Origin of the sequence: Leifsonia soli (assembly GCF_013408745.1) — a bacterium.
In the GTDB taxonomy this organism is placed as follows: domain Bacteria; phylum Actinomycetota; class Actinomycetes; order Actinomycetales; family Microbacteriaceae; genus Leifsonia; species Leifsonia soli.
In genome coordinates this window covers 3,840,974-3,858,308 of the sequence record NZ_JACCBJ010000001.1, presented here as the reverse complement: position 1 = coordinate 3,858,308, position 17,335 = coordinate 3,840,974, and the positions used below count along the sequence as shown (strand labels likewise).

Below are 17,335 nucleotides of genomic sequence, written 5' to 3'. Positions count from 1 at the left end.
ACGGTGCACGTCCGGTCAGGAGACCGGCTTCAGCTTCAGCGCCACCACCGGGTTGGGGTACGGCGCGAAGTAGGGGTTGTCCTCGCTCGGCCAGCCGGTGACCTTCGCGCTGCTCCAGTCGCCGTAGTTGCCCCAGTAGAACATCACGATCATCGGCAGCTGGTCGATCCAGATGCCTTCGAGCTGCTCGAGGATCTGCGCCCGCTCCGCGTCCGTGGTCGCCAGCGGGTACTTGGTGAACAGCTCCTTCGCGACCGGGTCGTTGAAGCGCTCGATGTTCTCGAACGTCGGCGTCGCCTGCCCCAGCGGGTAGTACTTGTTCGGGTTCATCATCGAGTCGTAGATGTTGAACGCGCGGGGCGCCGGGCCGACCGGGTAGCCGATGGTCGACTGGAAGGTTCCGTCGGCGGTGATCTTGTTGATGTCGTTCACCGAGGTGGTGTCGATGTCGAGCTTGATCCCGAGGTCCTTCAGCTGCGACACGAGAACCTGGGCGCGCGCCGCGATGTCGGTGTACGACGCCGGGAAGCTCACCGAGAACTCGACCTTCTTGCCGTCCTTCTCGTAGTAGCCGTCCGATCCCTTCGTGTAGCCGGCGTCGGTCAGCTGCTTCTCGGCGGCCGGCTTGTCCTGTTTGAAGTCGAGGTTCTTGTACTTGGCTGCGACCTCGCTCTCGAAGGCGGGCATCGGGAGTCCGGTCTGGCTCGTCGCGGGCGGCGAGTCGGTCGCCGCACCGATCTGCGCCCGGTCGACGCCCAGGCTGATCGCGCGGCGCACGGCGATGTCGCTCAGCGGCCACTTCTCCAGGTTGGGGATGAGTCCGTCCGATCCGACGACCGGAGCCCAGTAGTGGTTGTCCTTGCTCTTCGACAGGTACGTCTTCTCGGCGTCGGCGATGTAGGTGCCCGACCAGTCGGCCTGGCCCTGCACGAGCGCGTTCGTCTGGCCCTGGTTGTCCTTGTAGGGGATGAACCGGATGCCGCCGATCTTCGCGGGCGTCTGCCAGTAGTCCTTGTTCGTCTTGAGCACGAAGCTCTGCGGCGAGAAGGTGTCGAGGATGAACGGCCCCGTGCCGACCGGGTTCTTGTCGACGTACTTGGTGGGGTCGCCCACCTTCGACCAGATGTGCTTGGAGACGATCGCGGCCGAGACCAGGGAGGTGAACTTCGTCTCCGACGGCGCTGCGAAGGTCATCACGACGGTGTCGGGGTCCTTGGCTGTGATGGTGTCGAAGTCGACGCCGCCCACGTTGAGAGCCGGGTACTTCTTCAGCAGGTCGTAGGTGAACACGACGTCGTCGGCCGAGAACTTCTTGCCGTCCGTCCACTTCACGCCCGACTGCAGGTGCAGGGTGAGCGTCTTGTTCTCGTCGCTCCACTCCCACGACTTCGCCAGCCACGGGATGTCGTGGCCGATGTCGACGTTGTTGATCTGCACGAGCGGCTCGTAGATGAAGCCGCCGGCGCCCTGGTTGGTGTAGGTGGCGCCCTGCGCGGTGTTCGGCAGGTACGGGTTGAAGGACTGCGTGAGGCTGTCGGACTGACTCGCCACGTTGAGGATCAGTCCGTCGCCCGAGCCCGAACCGTTCGACGAGCAGGCGGCGAGCGGCACGACGAGCGAGGCGGCCAAAGCCGCGCCGATGGCGGCGCGACGTATGGACCTTCTGCGATTCATTGCTGGTCTCCCTTGGTGTCGGTTGTTTCTGGAGCGTCTGGGCTCGTCCGAGCGTCTGTGCTCTTCCGAGGGTCTGTGGGGGCGTCCGGCCCGGTGGGGATGCGGCGGCCGGCCGGGCGCACGGCGCCCAGCCCGTAGGCGACGGCGTTCTCGGCCCTCCGCTCGGCCGCCTCCGCGTCGTCCGCGTACAGCCAGCACTTCGCCCACTGGCCGTCCTCGAGGGCGAAGGCGGGCGGCGCGTCGGTGCGGCAGCGCTCCATCGCGAACGGGCAGCGCGGGTGGAACCGGCAGCCGGAGGGCGGGTCGATCAGGCTGGGCGGCTGACCGATGTCGCGCGGCCGCGCCTCGTCGGGCCGGGAGGGGTCGGGCGCGGAGGCGATGAGCAGCTGCGTGTAGGGGTGCGCCGCCTTCTGCGTCACGGTCTCGCTCGGGCCCGCCTCGACGAGCTGCCCGGCGTACATCACGCTGGTGTCCTCGGCGAAGTAGCGGGCCGAGGCGATGTCGTGCGTGACGTACAGCAGGGCGACCCCACGTTCCTCCACCAGCCGGCGGAGCAGGTTGAGCACGCCGAGACGGATGGACACATCCAGGCTCGACACCGGCTCGTCGGCCAGGAAGACGTCGGGATCGGCGGCGAGCGCCCGCGCGATCGAGATGCGCTGCAGCTGACCGCCGGAGAGCTCGTGCGGGTACTTCTCGGTGAACTGGCGTGCGGGCCGCAGGCTCACCTGGGCCAGCAGGTCGTCGATGATGCGCCGCTGGGCGGGTCCGTCGGCTTTCGGATGGTGGATGCGGACCGCGCGGGTCAGCGTTCGCGCGATCGTCGCCACCGGGTTGAACGACCCGAACGGATCCTGCAGGATCAGCTGCACCTTGCTGACGTGCGCCCGGAACGACGCCCCGCCCTTCACCCGGACCGGCGTGCCGCGGTAGAGGATCTCGCCGGAGGTCACCGGGTGCAGCTGCGCGAGCAGCCGGGCGAAGGTCGACTTGCCCGATCCGGACTCGCCGACGAGCGCCATGATCCGCCCGGCGTAGAGGGCGAGCGACACGTCGTCGGCGGCATGGACGACGCGGCGCGGACCGCGACGGAACGGCGAGCTGTGCACGGTGAAGTGCTTGGTGACGTGGCGTGCCTCGAGCACCGGCACGTCGTCGCCGGAAGGCGATGCCGCCTGGGGTGCTGTCTCGATCGTCGTCATCGGGCGTCCTCAATCCGTTCTGCGATCCCATCCGGCACCCGGGCGGCCGCCGATCCGTCGCCTTCGTAGAGGAGGCAGGCGGCCTCGGCCTGCCGCCACTCGGCGGGTCCGGCCAGAGGGATGAGCGGAGGCACGACCTCGACGCAGCGGTCGAAGGCGAGCGGGCAGCGTGGCGCGAACGCGCATCCCGTCGGCAGCTGCCGCAGGTCGGGCGGCGACCCCGGGATGCCGGCGAGCTCGCGCTTCGGCCCGGACAGCGTCGGGAACGACGCCAGCAGTCCCTGGCTGTACGGGTGCCGCGGGTTGCGGTAGAACTCGTCGGCGTCGGCGAGCTCGACGACCCGGCCGGCGTACATCACCGCGATGGTGTCCGAGAGCTCGATGAGCAGAGACAGGTCGTGGGTGATGAAGACGACCGCGAACCCGAGGCGGTCCTTCAGCTCGATGATCTTCTCGATGATCTGGCGCTGGATGACGACGTCGAGGGCCGTGGTCGGTTCGTCCATCACGATGATCTCGGGGTCGAGCGCGAGCCCGACCGCGATCATGGCGCGCTGCCGCATCCCACCGGAGAGCTCGTGCGGGTAGGCGTTCACCCGGTCGGTCTGGATGCCGACCAGCCCGAGCAGCTCGACGACGCGGGCCGCGCGGTCGGCCGAGGACAGCTCGGGCCGGTGCGCGCGGAGGACGTCGTCGAGCTGCGCGCCGACCGTCAGCACCGGGTTGAGCGCGTGCATGGCCGACTGGAACACGATCGAGAGCTCGTCCCACCGGAAGTCGCGGAGCTCATTGTCGCTCATCCGCAGGATGTCGGTGGTCGACCCGTCGGTGTTCGTGTAGAAGATGCCGCCGCCTGTGATCTGCGCGGGCGGCTTGTGCAGCCGCGTGATGGCGTAGGCCAGGGTCGATTTGCCCGACCCGGACTCCCCCGCGATGCCCAGCACCTCGCCGCGGCGCAGCGTCAGCGACACGTCGTTGACCGCGGGCGTCACCGAGTTCTCGCCGACGTAGTCCACGTGCAGGTTCTCGATCCGGAGGATCACATCGCTGGTGACCGGGTCGTACGGCTGGTGGGGAGGGCGCTGCCCGCGCACGCGGGCCGGTCCGCGCACGACCTTCGCACGCTGGGCGCGGACCTGCGCCCTCTGCGCCTTCCTGGTGCCGATGCCGGCCTGACGCAGGCGCGGGTTGATGAACTCGTCGATGCCGAAGTTGACCAGCGAGAGCCCGGTGCCCAGCAGGGCGATGGCGAGACCGGCGGGCACGAACCACCACCACGAGCCGGTCAGCATCGCGCTCGACACCTGCGCCCAGTAGAGGATGGTCCCCCAGGACCATTCCGTCACGTTCGTCAGCCCGAGGAACGCCAGGCTCGCCTGGGTGAGGATCGCGCCGGTCACGGTCCCGAGGAAGCTGGCGGCGATCACGGCGATCTGGTTGGGGAAGATGTCGCGGAAGATGATGCTCGACGTGCGCTCGCCGGTCGCCCGCGCCGCCTCGACGAAGTCGCGCTTGCGCAACGACAGGGTCTGCGCGCGCAGCACGCGGGCGCCCCACGCCCATCCCGTGATCGAGATGACCAGGATGATGCCGAGCGATCCCGACTTCGGCAGGTAGGAGGCGAGGATGACCGTCAGGGGCAGGGCGGGAATGACCAGGAACACGTTGGCGAGCAGCGACAGCAGTTCGTCCGAGAGGCCGCCCAGGTAGCCGGCGGCGAGGCCGACGAGCACCGACAGCACGGTCGCGACGATCGCCGCGCCGACCCCGACGAGCAGCGAGATCTGCGTGCCGTACAGCATCTGCGACAGCACGTCCTGCCCGGTCTGCGTCGTGCCGAGCCAGTGCTCCGGGCTCGGCGGCTGCAGCGTCGCTTTGCTGACCGCGGACGGGTCGTACGGCGCCACCCAGGGTCCGATGATCCCGAAGATGCAGAAGACGGCGGTGATGACGATGCCGGTGAGGGTCCAGGGACGGCGGAAGGCGCGCATCCACGCGAACCGGGATGTCGGGGTGTCCGTCTCGGCGTTCTCCGCTTCGACGGCGGTGGCGGCGGCGATGGCCATGTCAGCTCAGCTCTCTCGTGTGCGGGGGTCGAGGAAGACGTACATGAGGTCCGCGAGGAGGTTCGCGACCAGGACGGTGATCGTGATCACCAGGAAGATGCCCTGCATGAGCGGGTAGTCCTGGGCCTGCGCCGCCTTGAACAGCACGGTGCCGATCCCGGGGTAGTTGAAGACGACCTCGGTGACGATGGAGCCGCCCACCACGAAGCCGAGCGACATCGCGAAGCTCGAGAACGACGGGAGGATGGCGTTGCGCGCCGCGTAGCTGAACATCACCCTTCGCTTCGGGAGGCCTTTCGCCTCCGCCAGCCGGACGTAGTCCTCGCTGAGCGTCGTCACCATCATGTTGCGCATCCCGATCAGCCAACCGCCGATCGAGGCGACGACGATCGTGAGGGCCGGGAGCACGGCGTAGTACGTGGCGCTGCCGATGAAGCCGAGGTTCCAGCCGATGGTCTCGGTCACGGAGTAGCCGCCGGAGAGCGGGAACCAGTGCAGCACGATCGAGAAGATCAGCACGACGCAGATGGCGAACCAGAAGTACGGGATGCTCGACAGCAGCGTCGTGAACGGGATGAGGCCGTCCAGCCACGACCCCCGCTTCCAGCCGACGATCATCCCGAGGCCGGTGCCGATCAGGAAGCCGAGAACGGTGCACACGGTGATCAGGACGAGGGTCCAGCCGATGCTGCTCGCCAGCACGTCCGCCACCGGCGTCGGGTAGTAGGCGTACGACGTGCCGAAGTTGCCCGTGAACAGGTTCTTCCAGTAGTCCAGGTACTGCTGCCAGAGGCTCGCATCGCTCTGGCCGAACAGCACCCGCAGTGCCTGGATGGCATCCGGCGACAGCTTGCCGTGGAACTTGGCGATCAGCGCGTCGGCCGGGCTGCCGGGCATGATGCGCGGGAGCAGGAAGTTGAGGCTGATCGCCGCCCAGGCGGTGATCAGATAGAAGACGGCTCGTCTCAGGAGCACTCTCATGGGCGGTCGGTGTCCTCCGCGTCGATCGGGCGGGTGGGTAGCGCGGCCTCCTCGGCCGTGCGGGCGGGCCGGGCGAGCCAGCGCGCCGCGTTCGTGACGAGCCGGCGGACCTCCGTCGAGCCCCAGGCCCGGAGGTCGTGGCCGAACTGCAGGTAGCAGACGCGCCCGCGACCATAGGCGTGCACGGTGACCAGGGGTTCGCGCCCGTACGGGGCGTCGCGCCAGGCCAGCACCTCCACACCGGGCTGGACGGCGAGGCGGTAGTGCTCGTGCTCCAGCTCGAACGGCTCGACGCCGGCGGTCACCGGGTGCGGCGCGAGCGCGACGGCGAACCGGGACTCGTGCGGCAGCGGGCCATGGTCGAGGTAGCGGGCGCCGATCACCGGAACCAGCGCGTCGTCCTCCAGGTAGGCGGTGGAGTGGACGGCGAGGAGGCCGGCGCCCGCGGCCACCGCGCGTTCCAGCCCGCGGCGGGCGTCGTCGTCGAGTTCGCCCGCGGCGCGGTACAGCGCGATGACGTCGTCACCGGGGGTCGCTTCGTCCGACGCGGTCGCCTGTTCGCGCAGCGACCCGGCGCCGATCCGCACGCGCGTGGCGAGCCCGTCGTCGGCCAGCAGTGCCTGGAGCTCGACGCCCGCGGCGAAGAGGTCCTCGTACACGTCGTCGCCCACGAGCATGACCGTCGCGGTCGCCATCCGCGTCACCACGTCGACCGCAGTTCGCCGGCCGGCGACCACAGTCCCTCGTCGAGCCCGCTGAGCAGGGCGTTGTCGTACACCTGGAGCGGGAGGGCGACGCGGCCGCGCGACCGGCTGCTCTCGTAGGTCGCGAAGACGATGGCCGCGCCGGCGAGCGCGTGACGCGCGGCGAGCACCGGCTCCTCCCCCGTCTGCAGACCGTCCACCAGATCCGCGACGGCCGCGCGCGTGCAGGCGAAGATGGCCGGGTCGATCCCGTGGTCCCACGTCGACGGATCGCTCGCGTACGGGGAGGCGAAGCGCATCCCCTCCGCTCCGAAGCGCTGGACGACGCACTCCTGACCGTTCACCACGATCCGCCCCCGGGTGCCCTGCAGGATCAGCCCCAGGTTGTTCTCGCGGTTGAGGAGCGGCGTGGCCGGCTCTCGGCCGGTGGAGATCGTCGCGCGGACGCCGTCGCTCCAGGAGACCTGCGTCACGGAGGAGGTCTCAACGAAGGCACCGTAGACATAGCGGTTGGTGCTGACGTCGATCTGCCCGAGCACCCACTCGGCGGGGGCGTCGTGCCGGTAGAAGAGCGCCAGGTCGATGATGTGGCTTCCCCAGTCGAAGAGGTTCGGGCAGTATCCCTCGATGGTGACCAGCTCTCCGATGACGCCCTCGTCGAGCTGCGCCCGCGCGAACCGATGCACCGGCTCGAAGCGGCGCTGCAGGTTGACGGTCAGCTGGACGCCCGCCTCGGCGGCCCGCTCGGTCATGGCGAGCGCGTCTCCGTAGCTGAGGGCGAAGGGCTTCTCGCAATGGATGGCGCGGACGCCGGCGTCGATGGCCGCCTCGACCACGGGCCGGCGGAACGCGGGAGGGGTGCAGACGCTGACGATCTCGGGGCGCTCCTCGCGCACCATCGCCGTCACGTCCGCGTAGCTCCGCGGGATGTCGAGCTCGGCCGCCAACAGGTTCGCCGCGGACGCGTCGACATCGGCGACGGCCGTGAGCCGCACACGCTCGTCGGCGCGGTAGGCGGCGGCATGGACCCGGCCTTGCCCACCGGCGGCGACGACGACCGCAGAGTATGTCTGCATGTGCTTCTCCATTGAACTGCTCGGGTGCCGAGACGGCTGAGGGGTGGACCGGACTGTATCCCAGATCGATACCACCCAATGCCAGAGTAAGACAGAATGTGAGCGGTAACAAGAGATGGTTTCGTCGTTTACGCGTTTGAAACAATCCGTGACCAAATGGGAGCGCTGTGAGAACGCGTCCACGTAAGACCACAACGGACCACAGCGCTACACTGCTCGCATGCTGATCAGCCGAGTCGTCGCCGCCCGCACCTCCCGCATCGAGGAGGCCCCCACCCCCGAACCGCGCCCCGGCCAGGTGCTGGTCGAGATCGTCGCGAGCGGGGTCTGCACGTCGGACCTCTCGCCGTGGCTCCGCGGACCGGGCGAGGGCGACGACCCGATCGAGCTCGGCCACGAAATCACGGGCCGCGTCATCGCCGCCGGGTCGGCATCCTCCCGGTGGCGGGAGGGGGAGCTCGTCACCGGGCTCGGCGGACCCGGCTTCGCGACGCACGCGCTGCTGGAGGACGATCTGCTGCTGCCGGTCCCGGCGGGCATCGAACCGGCGCACGCGATCGGGGAGCCGATCGCGACGCTCGAGGAGGCCATCTCACGGACACCGCTCGCCCCGGGGTCCCGGGTGGCGATCGTCGGTCTGGGGTTCATGGGGCTCGGGCTGCTGCAGCTCGCCCGTGCCCGGGCGCCGCGCACGATCATCGCCGTCGACCCGAACCCGGAGGCGCGCGAACGCGCCATCGCGCTCGGTGCCACGGTCGCGCTCCACCCGGACGAGGTGGCCGCCTTCGCGGACAGCGCGGGCGGTGCCGGTGCGAGTGGCGCCGGGCCGGCCGGCGCGGACCCCCGCGCCGACGTCGTGCTGGAGGCCACCGGAGTGACGCCGGGACTGGCCACCGCATCCCTGCTCGTCCGCCCGTTCGGCACCCTCTGCGTCGTCGGGTACCACCACGCCGGCACAGCGCCGTTCGACATGGACCTCTGGTACAAAGGCGCGACGGTGGTCAACGGGTTCTGCCCGGACCACCCGCGCGTCATGCGGGCGATGAGCGATGCGCTCGGACAGGTCGCCTCCCGCGCCTTCACCTTCGCGCCCCTGGTCACCCACCGCTTCCCGCTCGACGGAGTCGATGAGGCGTACGAGCTCATGGCTCAGCGGGCAGCGGGCTTCGTCAAAGCGGTCGTCGAGCCCTGAGCGCCGGCACGGTCGGGAAAATTTCTCTTTACCAATCGAGCACCAAAGCTATACATTCCCGGGTAACCGCTTTCCGGCTTTGACGAAGGGCACCCCGTGACCACCACCTCCCGACCCTCGAGCACCGCCGCTCCCGCCGGTCCGCGACTCAAGCGCAGCCTCGGGACCCCGTCCCTCCTGCTGTTCGGCCTGGCCTACATGCTCCCTCTTGCCGTCTTCACCACCTACGGACTCGTCACCGAGACGACCGGCGGCCACCTGGCCGGCGCCTACTTCGTGACGACCATCGCGATGCTGTTCACCGCCGGCAGCTACGCCAGCATGGTGCGCGCGTATCCAGTCGCGGGATCGGCCTACACCTACACGCAGCGGACGTTCGGGCGCCACCTCGGCTTCCTGACCGGCTGGACCCTGCTCCTCGACTACCTCGCGCTCCCGCTGCTCAACTACCTCGTGATCGGCATCTACCTCAACGCCGCCTTCCCCGCCGTCCCCGCGTGGGTATGGGTGGTCGGGTCGGTGGTCGTGGTCACGCTGCTCAACGTGATCGGCATCACGCTCGTGTCGAGCGCCAACCTGGCGCTGGTCGGAGTCCAGATCGTCTTCATCGTCGTCTTCGTCGCCACCGGGATCGCCTACCTCTCGGGCGGAGCGACCGTGCCGAACCTGCTCGACCCCTTCTTCTCGGGCGACGCGACCCTGGGCGGGATCGCCGCCGGCGCTGCGATCCTGGCGCTCGCCTTCCTCGGGTTCGACGCCGTCTCGACACTGAGCGAGGAGGCGAAGGACGCCAGGAAGAGCATCCCGCGCGCGATCATCCTGTGCACGCTGGTCGGCGGCCTCCTGTTCATCGTCACGGCGTACGTCGCCGGGCTCGTCTTCCCCGACTTCGCGAACTTCACCGACACCGACTCCGCGCCGCTCGATGTGATGACGCGCGTCGGCGGCGGTGCGCTGTTCACCTTCTTCACGGCCGCCTACATCGCGGGCAGCTTCGCCTCGGCGATGACATCGCAGGCCAGCGTCGCGCGCATCCTGTTCGCCATGGGCCGGGACGGCCAGCTGCCCCGGCGCGTGTTCGCCGCCATCCACCCGCGCTTCAAGACGCCGTGGCTCGCGGTCCTCATCGTCGGCGTCGTCGGCCTCGTCGGGGCCCTGCTGCTCCCGCTGGACGTCGCCGCCTCGGTGATCTCCTTCGGCGCGCTCGTCGCCTTCAGCTTCGTGAACCTGGCCGTGATCAAGCACTACCTGATCGACCAGCGCGAGCGCGGCGCACGCGCCGTGCTGACCCACCTGATCGCACCGCTGATCGGCTTCGCCCTGACCGTCTGGCTGTGGACCAGCCTTTCTCCGACGACCTTCATCGCCGGTGGGATCTGGGTCGCGATCGGCGTGGTCCTGCTGGCGATCCTCACCGGCGGGTTCCGCCGGAAGCCGCCGGCGATGGACTTCTCGGAGGACGACCCGGCTCCGCTGCTGGAGTCCTGACGGCGGCCGGGTGCCTGACGGCCGGCCGGACAGCCGGTCTGCGCGGGCTCAGCCGGCGCAGACCGCGAGCAGGAACCAGCCGGAGTGCGGGATCCACTGCTCGGCCCAGCGCCACTCCTCGCCGTCCGGCGCATCGGCGGGGAGGAACGCGATGCCGTCCTCATCCGCCCAGCCGGAGGTGATCCCGTTGACGATGCCGCCCGGGGTGTTCTGGTACACCGCGGAGTACTCCACCCCGTTCCTCCCTCGGCCCTGCAGCATGCACGAATCGAACGGATTGAGACCCCCGACCCAGGCGACCACATCGGCGTGCAGCGTGCGAAGCCGCGCGCGCAGCTCCTCATCGACCTCGGGAAGCCGGGACGCGACGGCCGCAGCGTAGGCGAGCGAGGCGAGCCCGGCGTTCTCCCCCTGCCACCAGTAGCCGGTCTCGTTCTCGTGCGGGAAGAAGAAGGCGTCGCGGGGCGCAGCTCCGGCGGGCTGGATGCGCTGCCGCGGGTACCCGAACGGGTTGGCAACGGCATCCGTGCGCCGCAGCACTCCCGTGAGGATGGCGAGCGCCGTGCGCTCGGCCGCATCGGCGCCAGGGTCGGCCGGCGACGCGGCCCTCAGCACCTCGGCCCATCGCAGGAGAGCCACGACCGGCAGCCCCGGCTCGGCAGCGTGGAAGTACGGCCGCCCGTTCACGTCGCCGACGAGCCACGCGCCCGTCGCGCCATCGCGCAGCCGTCCGGCGAGAGAATCTGCGCGCCGCGTCCCCGCTTCGACGAAGGCCCTCGCGTCCGCTCCGTTCTCGGCGGCCGCTCCCAGCAGCTCGGCGGCCGCGAGAAGCGCGCAGTAGTCGTCGATGACGGACTCCTCGCCGTCGAAGAGGTACTCGCGATTGTGCGCTTCGAGGTGGTCGAACCCGCGGACGGCGGCGGAGAAGTACTGCTCGCGGGTGAACTCGCCCGCATCGTCGGCGCGTGAGGCGAGCGCGAGCGACGCGATGGCGAGACCACCGCCGTGGCGGTACGCCGCCTGCCACCGCTGCGTGCGCACGCTGTCCTGCAGCGGCGCCGTGATCACGCGCTCCTCCAGCCGCTTCGTAAGCGCGTCGAAGATGGCCGTGTAGAAGAAACCGGCCGGATCCTGGAACCGGATGAGGAAGTCCGCCCCGAAGAGGCCCTCGTCGCGGAGACGCGGGTACTGGCTGGTCTCGAGTCCAGGATGCGCGGCGCGGAGTTCCCGCCCCGCCGTGAGCAGCGCCCAGGCGCAGAGCGGGATCTGCTGCGGGCTCATCATGCTGGTGTACGTGAGGTGGCTCAGGAATTTGCTGTAGTCGCCGGACGCATCCAGCCACCCGCCGCGCGCGTCGACGGTGCGACCGGAGTCGTCGTCGTAGAACCGGGCGGCAGCATCCGCGCGGTCGATCTCGCCGCTCGAGCGCTGCGCCCGGAACATCGCCGTGATGTCGGAGACGACGAGGCTCGGGATCCGGTCTGCCGCGATCACGAACGGGGCGGAGGCGACCGTCGCGTCCCCCGCGCCGGCGACGAGCCGGTAGCGGCCCGGGGTCGTGAGCGATGAGAAGTCGGCGCGCGCGTAGGTCCGTGACGACCAGCGGGCGACATGTTGCGGTGCGCCGACCGCGACCGCCGTCTCGCCGCCTCCCGCGGCCTCTGCGTCGAGCCGCTCCACGCGCAGCTCGGGAGCGTCGTCGAACCCGACCAGCACAGCGGACTTGCGAGCCCCCGTGTCGTAGCCGAGGTGGCTCACGAGAACCGCCGGCGCGTCGACCGTCTCCACATCGCCTCCCAGAACTGCATACCAAGCTGTACCACACGATACCAGCCGCCAAGGGGCACGCGAGCGCACCGTGCTGCGGGGAGTGGTCAGCGGCGCACCAGTCGCGACCCGACCGCCCAGGCCAGAACGCACAGCACTGCGGTCACCGCGAACGCCCCGACGAACGGCACACCGCCCCCTGCTCCGCGGAGGGCCGCGAAGACGACGGCAGTGGCGGCCAGGGCGACCGCCGAGCCGGTGGAGTCGGCGATCGTGAGCGCGGAGCTGTTGAACCCCTGGTCGGTCGCCGTCGAGTAGTGCAGCGTGAGCACGCCGAGGCGCGGGTACACGAATCCCATCCCCGCGCCGGCGAATGCCCAGCCGACCACCACGATCCACGGGTCCAGATGCCAGACCGCCGTGGCGATGAGCGACGCGAGGGCGATCGTGAGTCCGGTCGCGCCGAGACGTGCTGCGAGACGGTTGCCGATGCCGGAGAAGCGCCCCTGCATCCACGAGGCCGCCGACCAGCTGAGACCGGCCGCCGTCAGGGCGAGACCCGCGATCGCGGCGGAGAGCCCGTACTGCGTCGCCATGAGGAGCGGCACGTAGACCTCGGAGGCGAAGAAGGTCGCGGCGACGATGGCGCGCATCAGGATGACGCTCGGCAGCCCGCGGCGCGCGATCAGCGTGCCACGAGGCACCAGGGGACGGATCGCGACGGCCGCGACCGCGGCGGCGACCACCGGCACGATCCACTGCACCGGGCCGGAGGCCTCGGCCGCGAGGGTGAGGGCGAGCACGGCCCCGGCGAGCAGCAGGGCCCACAGGATCCGGCCGACGGGGAAGGGGCCGGGTTCTCCGGGTGCGCGGAGCACATCACGCATCACCGGGACGACCATCAGCATGGCGAGAGCGGTCAGGGCGACGACGCCGAGGAACACCCACCGCCAGCCGACCGTCTCGCTCAGCACTCCGGCGATGAACGGCCCGATCAGCGACGGGATGACCCACGCCGCGGCGAAGCCGGCGAAGATCCGGGGATGCAGCCGGGGCGGGTACACACGCGCCACGATGACGTAGAGCACCACGGTGAGAGCGCCGCCGCCGAGGCCGTGCACGAGCCGGCCGGTGACGAACACGCCCATCGTCTGCGCTAGGCCCGCGGTGAGCAGGCCGGCGGCGAAGAGCACGACGGAGGCGATCAGGGCGGAGCGCGGGTTGCCGCGGTCGGTCCACGCGCCGGCGGCCACCATGCCGACGACGCCGACGGCGAGCGGTCCGGCGAACGCGAAGGCGTAGAGGGAGGCGCCGTCGAGCTCGCGGCTCACCGTCGGCATGATCGTCGTCACCGCGAGAGCCTCGAACGCCGCCAGGGTGATCAGGAGGCACATCCCGATGCTGGTCCAGCGGAACGGCGCGCTCAGCACACCTCCGGCCGGCGCGACATCGGGAATGGCGGGGGCCGCGGTCTCCGAGTCCAGATCGCGCGAGCTCATGCGCTCCAGCCTAGGCCGACCCGCCGACGCCCGGGGGGGTACGCGGGCGCGGGGTGCGACCTCAGGCCACGGGGGCGGGAGGACGCACCTGTGCCGGTGGAGCCGTCGAGGCGCGGACCACGAGGTCGGGGCGCAGGGTCACCGGCGACGGCTCCGTGCCTCCCTCGATCTCCGTCACGAGGCTCTCGACGCTGCGCCGGCCGAGCTGGGTGAAGTCCTGCAGGACGGTGGTCAGCGGCGGCCAGTAGTGCGCCGCCTCGGCGATGTCGTCGAAACCGACGACGCTCACGTCGCCGGGGATGCTGCGCCCCAGCTCGTGCGCCGCGTGGTAGACGCCGAGGGCCATCTGGTCGTTGGAGGTGAAGACGGCGGTCACCTCCGGGTCGGAGAGCACCTCCCGGCCGAGCCGGTAGCCGGACTCCGCGGTCCAGTCGCCTTCGGGCGACGGCGGCGCCGCGAGGCCGGCGGCGGCGAGCTCCGACCGGTAGCCGTGCACCCGCGCCTGCGCCTCGAACCATTCGAGCGGACCCGACAGGTGGACGATCCGCCGGTGCCCCAGGTCGAGGAGATGGCGCGTCGCCGCCCGGGCGCCGGCCACTTGGTCGACGGTCAGCTCGCGCTGCACCGACGCCGGTCCGCCGAGCAGGGTCACGTAGGGGACGTCGAGGCGCGCCGTCTCCAGCTGCTGGAGCACGACCTCCTGCGGGGCGATCACGATGAGCCCCTCGACGGACTGCGCGAGCAGGTGGTCGAGACCCGCGGCGATCGACTCGGGCCGGAGGTCGGAGAGCTGGGCGACCGCGATGAAGTAGCCCGCCGCTCTGCCCGCATCCTGGATGGCGTTGATGCTCGACACCGGACCGTACAGCGCAGCGGCCGAGGTCGACAGGATGCCGATCGTTCGCGACCGGGCAGTGACGAGCGCGCGGGCGGCCCGGTTCGGTCGGTAATGCAGCTGGTCCATGGCGGCCAGCACGCGCTGGCGCGTCGACTCGCGGATGCTGGGATGGCCGTTGATCACCCGCGACACCGTCTGGTGCGAGACCCCCGCCAGGGCGGCGACGTCGCGCATGCTCGCGGCCCGCTGGTGTTCGGTCACCGCACCCCCTCCCCTGCGCCCGCGATCAGGCGCGGGTGCCCCCATTATGCGCGATGGCGGCGGATGATCACCGGTTCTTGAAATAGCGGAACAGAGATGACTCCCGGATCAGGCAGGTCGTCACGGCACAGACGGTCACCGCCGAACCTGCGCCGCCGACGAGGATCAGGACAGAGGCCGTCAGGAGGGGTCCGCGGTCCGCATCCTGCGGAGGAAGAGAGACGAGCACGGCGCTCAACGCCCCGGCGGCGCCGATCGACGCCCAGACGACGCACTGCCCCGTCTGACTGATGACCTGCGGCAGACGGCCGACCCCGATATGACGATCGGAGGCGAGCGCGAGCCGTCGCCGGAACACGTGTGCCGCACCCAGGACCGCACCGGCGACCACCGCGAGGAAGGTCGCGGAGTCGGTGCCGAAGGCGCGCGGAGACGTGAACTCGAGGCCGTGCGCCTGATTGAGTTGCGACAGGACGGGCCGATCAGCACTGGACCCGGCTCTCGGGAGCACGGTCCGTCCCAGGGCGGCGACGGCCGATTCGTCGTGGGGCCAGATCGTGGCCCAGCACGCGTCGAAGGGGTCTTCTCCGAGAGGGATGACGGCGAGAGCCGAGAAGGCCAGCACCGAGTCTCTGCCGTCATCCGGGTACGCGAAGACCGAATTCACCGGCGTCGAACCGTGAGCGGTCGCCACGTCGTCCCCGACGTCTGCGCCGAGCGTCCCGGCCACATCTTCCGATAGCGCGACGCCCGCTCGAGTGGCGTCACCTCGTGCGGCCAGGAGGTCCCGGAACCCGGGTGAAATCGAGAAGGACGCGATCGGAGTCTGCGGGAGCGTCGACGGCACAAGAAGCTCGGTCTCCTCCCGGATCGCCCCGGCAGCGGTGACATTGGGCAGCGATTCGAGCGCATCGCACGACCGCCCGTCGATGCGCTTCTGCGTTTTCATCACATACGTCGCCGAACCGGACTCCACGTACGCGCGGGCGGCCATGATGGCCTGGAGCGTCGTCAGCTCCGCAGCCACAGCGACCCCTCCGACCAGGACGAGGAACAGCACGGCGAAGGTGGCTGTCCGCCCCGCCCCGGACGCGATATCGCGACCCGCCTCGCGCAGCGCTTCCGTCCACCGCATGCCGATCACCGGCCCGAGGAGGCGAGGTCGATGATCTCGTCGCACGCGTCCCGGGTCACCGGGTCGTGCGTCGCGATCACGACGGCCGCCCCGCTGCCGGCCAGATGCCCCATGACGCCGTTCACGTGGGCGGCCATCGCACGGTCGAGTTGAGCTGTCGGCTCGTCCACGAGGAGGAGGTCCGGCCGGGAGGCGACGGCGCGCGCGAGCATGAGCCGCTGCGCCTCCCCGCCCGAGAGCGCTCCGAAGGTCACGTCGGCTCTGTCCCCGAGACCGAACGTGGTCAATAGCTCCCGCGCCTCGGTGTCCGCCTCGCGGCGCGGCGCTCCGCGAGCGAGGGAGGGCAGGCTCAGGTGATCGAGCACACGCCGCTGGGCGACTCCATGCGGGTTCTGGAAGACCCAGGTGCACCGGGCAGATGTCCGCTCGACCCGCCCGGTCGTCGGCCTGATCATGCCGGCGACGATGCCGAGCAGAGTGGACTTCCCGCATCCGCTGGGTCCGACGATCCCCGTGAGGCGGCCCGGTGCGAACGTGTGCGAGATCGGATCGAACAGCGGGCGTCCGAACGAGTGGCTGACCTCCACCAGGGTCACCGGCACGTGCGCGCCTTCGGAGGAGAGACGACCACGTCACCGAGTTCGTCGCCCTCGCCGACGGAGACGAACGACTGTCCGAGATCGGATCCCAGAACTCGCACGAGTACCGGTCTTCCGCGCGCGGGCTGGATGCAGGCCGCGCCGTCCTTCATATCCCACAGGGCGACCGGAGGCACGACCTGCACGGTGACCGGCGTCGATAGTGCCCAGCTCGCCGGCACCGATGCGGCTCCTCCCTTCTGGGCGGCCGCGGCGAACTCGGGAAGGGACGAGAGGCCGTCGAGCGACGCCTCACCGGTGACGGCCCCATCGTCACCGACCGGCACGGTCACGGACCCGACCGTGATGCTCCGCGGACCGGGAACCCGCGGGACCGGGACCGTCGAAAGACGTGCGGAGACGGCCCTGACCGGAAGCCGGATGAGCTCGTCGCCGGAGCCGACATTCGTCCCCAGCACCCCGGCGCACTGATCGACCGCGACCTCGGCCTGCGGCAGCCAGACCACGTCGGAGAGGTCCAGAATCGGATCGGCCGCAGCGGGCAGCCTCAGGTCGCTTCGGAGTGCCGCGAGAGCGCGGAACGTGGCACGACCCATGACGCCGTCCTGCTCGGTCGGATAGCCCAGCCGGGTGAGTTCCGATTGCACTGCGAGGACGTCGTCCCCGCGGTCACCCGACGCCAGCGACCGCCACAGGGGCGCGCCGGTCGCCGACGCGATCAGGCGCCGCCCGTCGATCGCGAGCGGTGCGGTGCCGGAAAGCAGCACTGCCCCTGCCGCACAATCGAAGGCCGTCAGGCGGCCGGTTCGGGGTGAGGTCACCGAGCGCGACGGGCCCGGGGCCACGATCAGTT

Annotated in this window: 14 protein-coding genes; 2 read left to right on the top strand and 12 right to left on the bottom strand. The window is 70.3% G+C overall.

All coding sequences use genetic code 11. From position 1 onward, the window contains the following. Positions 1-15 precede the first annotated feature (15 nt). The 6 genes from BJ963_RS18750 to BJ963_RS18725 are packed head-to-tail and all read right to left on the bottom strand — an operon-like array spanning position 16 to position 7,703. Positions 16-1,674, bottom strand: a complete 1,659-nt coding sequence (locus BJ963_RS18750) for an ABC transporter substrate-binding protein (protein ID WP_246298109.1) — start codon at positions 1,672-1,674, stop codon at positions 16-18. Continuing rightward, the gene (locus BJ963_RS18745; protein WP_179457934.1) at positions 1,671-2,876 is read right to left on the bottom strand and encodes an ABC transporter ATP-binding protein; all 1,206 of its coding nucleotides are present in this window, start codon (positions 2,874-2,876) and stop codon (positions 1,671-1,673) included. The genes BJ963_RS18750 and BJ963_RS18745 overlap by 4 nt, the downstream gene beginning before the upstream one ends. After that, the gene (locus tag BJ963_RS18740; RefSeq protein WP_179457933.1) at positions 2,873-4,942 is read right to left on the bottom strand and encodes a dipeptide/oligopeptide/nickel ABC transporter permease/ATP-binding protein; all 2,070 of its coding nucleotides are present in this window, start codon (positions 4,940-4,942) and stop codon (positions 2,873-2,875) included. The genes BJ963_RS18745 and BJ963_RS18740 overlap by 4 nt, the downstream gene beginning before the upstream one ends. 6 nt (positions 4,943-4,948) lie before the next feature. Beyond that, the gene (locus BJ963_RS18735) at positions 4,949-5,923 is read right to left on the bottom strand and encodes an ABC transporter permease (protein WP_179457932.1); all 975 of its coding nucleotides are present in this window, start codon (positions 5,921-5,923) and stop codon (positions 4,949-4,951) included. Beyond that, positions 5,920-6,618: a ThuA domain-containing protein gene (locus tag BJ963_RS18730; RefSeq protein ID WP_218857130.1), complete on the bottom strand. Its 699-nt coding sequence runs from the start codon at positions 6,616-6,618 to the stop codon at positions 5,920-5,922. Before BJ963_RS18730 ends, BJ963_RS18735 begins: the two co-directional genes overlap by 4 nt. 5 nt (positions 6,619-6,623) lie before the next feature. Further along, positions 6,624-7,703 (bottom strand): Gfo/Idh/MocA family protein, encoded by a 1,080-nt coding sequence (locus BJ963_RS18725; protein ID WP_231946855.1) that lies wholly within the window; start codon positions 7,701-7,703, stop codon positions 6,624-6,626. Between the two features lie 220 nt (positions 7,704-7,923). Here BJ963_RS18725 and BJ963_RS18720 point away from each other — a divergent pair, with 220 nt between their 5' ends. Further along, the gene (locus tag BJ963_RS18720; protein ID WP_179457931.1) at positions 7,924-8,895 is read left to right on the top strand and encodes a zinc-binding dehydrogenase; all 972 of its coding nucleotides are present in this window, start codon (positions 7,924-7,926) and stop codon (positions 8,893-8,895) included. A gap of 96 nt (positions 8,896-8,991) precedes the next feature. Then, complete coding sequence (locus tag BJ963_RS18715; protein ID WP_179457930.1) at positions 8,992-10,383, top strand: amino acid permease; 1,392 nt, start codon at positions 8,992-8,994, stop codon at positions 10,381-10,383. A 48-nt stretch (positions 10,384-10,431) separates the two neighbouring features. Here the strand turns inward: BJ963_RS18715 and BJ963_RS18710 are convergent, their stop codons facing one another. The 6 genes from BJ963_RS18710 to BJ963_RS18685 form a co-directional block, all read right to left on the bottom strand. Then, the gene (locus tag BJ963_RS18710; RefSeq protein ID WP_179457929.1) at positions 10,432-12,171 is read right to left on the bottom strand and encodes a cellulase N-terminal Ig-like domain-containing protein; all 1,740 of its coding nucleotides are present in this window, start codon (positions 12,169-12,171) and stop codon (positions 10,432-10,434) included. Positions 12,172-12,257: 86 nt separating this feature from the next. Beyond that, positions 12,258-13,649 (bottom strand): MFS transporter, encoded by a 1,392-nt coding sequence (locus BJ963_RS18705; RefSeq protein ID WP_179457928.1) that lies wholly within the window; start codon positions 13,647-13,649, stop codon positions 12,258-12,260. 61 nt (positions 13,650-13,710) lie between these two features. Further along, positions 13,711-14,748, bottom strand: a complete 1,038-nt coding sequence (locus BJ963_RS18700; RefSeq protein WP_179457927.1) for a substrate-binding domain-containing protein — start codon at positions 14,746-14,748, stop codon at positions 13,711-13,713. A gap of 67 nt (positions 14,749-14,815) precedes the next feature. Next, positions 14,816-15,883, bottom strand: coding sequence for a hypothetical protein (locus BJ963_RS18695; protein ID WP_179457926.1), 1,068 nt, complete (start codon positions 15,881-15,883; stop codon positions 14,816-14,818). A 5-nt stretch (positions 15,884-15,888) separates the two neighbouring features. Next, positions 15,889-16,485, bottom strand: a complete 597-nt coding sequence (locus BJ963_RS19480; RefSeq protein ID WP_179457925.1) for an ATP-binding cassette domain-containing protein — start codon at positions 16,483-16,485, stop codon at positions 15,889-15,891. Next, positions 16,476-17,249 carry a peptidoglycan-binding domain-containing protein gene (locus tag BJ963_RS18685; protein ID WP_179457924.1) on the bottom strand — a complete coding sequence of 258 codons (774 nt, stop codon included), beginning with the start codon at positions 17,247-17,249 and terminating at the stop codon, positions 16,476-16,478. Before BJ963_RS18685 ends, BJ963_RS19480 begins: the two co-directional genes overlap by 10 nt. Positions 17,250-17,335 lie beyond the last annotated feature (86 nt).

Coding starts and splice junctions, on each gene's coding strand:
- BJ963_RS18750 (WP_246298109.1), bottom strand. CDS start 1,674: ATGAATCGCAGAAGGTCCATACGTCGCGCCGCCATCGGCGCGGCTTTG.
- BJ963_RS18745 (WP_179457934.1), bottom strand. CDS start 2,876: ATGACGACGATCGAGACAGCACCCCAGGCGGCATCGCCTTCCGGCGAC.
- BJ963_RS18740 (WP_179457933.1), bottom strand. CDS start 4,942: ATGGCCATCGCCGCCGCCACCGCCGTCGAAGCGGAGAACGCCGAGACG.
- BJ963_RS18735 (WP_179457932.1), bottom strand. CDS start 5,923: ATGAGAGTGCTCCTGAGACGAGCCGTCTTCTATCTGATCACCGCCTGG.
- BJ963_RS18730 (WP_218857130.1), bottom strand. CDS start 6,618: ATGGCGACCGCGACGGTCATGCTCGTGGGCGACGACGTGTACGAGGAC.
- BJ963_RS18725 (WP_231946855.1), bottom strand. CDS start 7,703: ATGCAGACATACTCTGCGGTCGTCGTCGCCGCCGGTGGGCAAGGCCGG.
- BJ963_RS18720 (WP_179457931.1), top strand. CDS start 7,924: ATGCTGATCAGCCGAGTCGTCGCCGCCCGCACCTCCCGCATCGAGGAG.
- BJ963_RS18705 (WP_179457928.1), bottom strand. CDS start 13,649: ATGAGCTCGCGCGATCTGGACTCGGAGACCGCGGCCCCCGCCATTCCC.
- BJ963_RS18695 (WP_179457926.1), bottom strand. CDS start 15,883: ATGCGGTGGACGGAAGCGCTGCGCGAGGCGGGTCGCGATATCGCGTCC.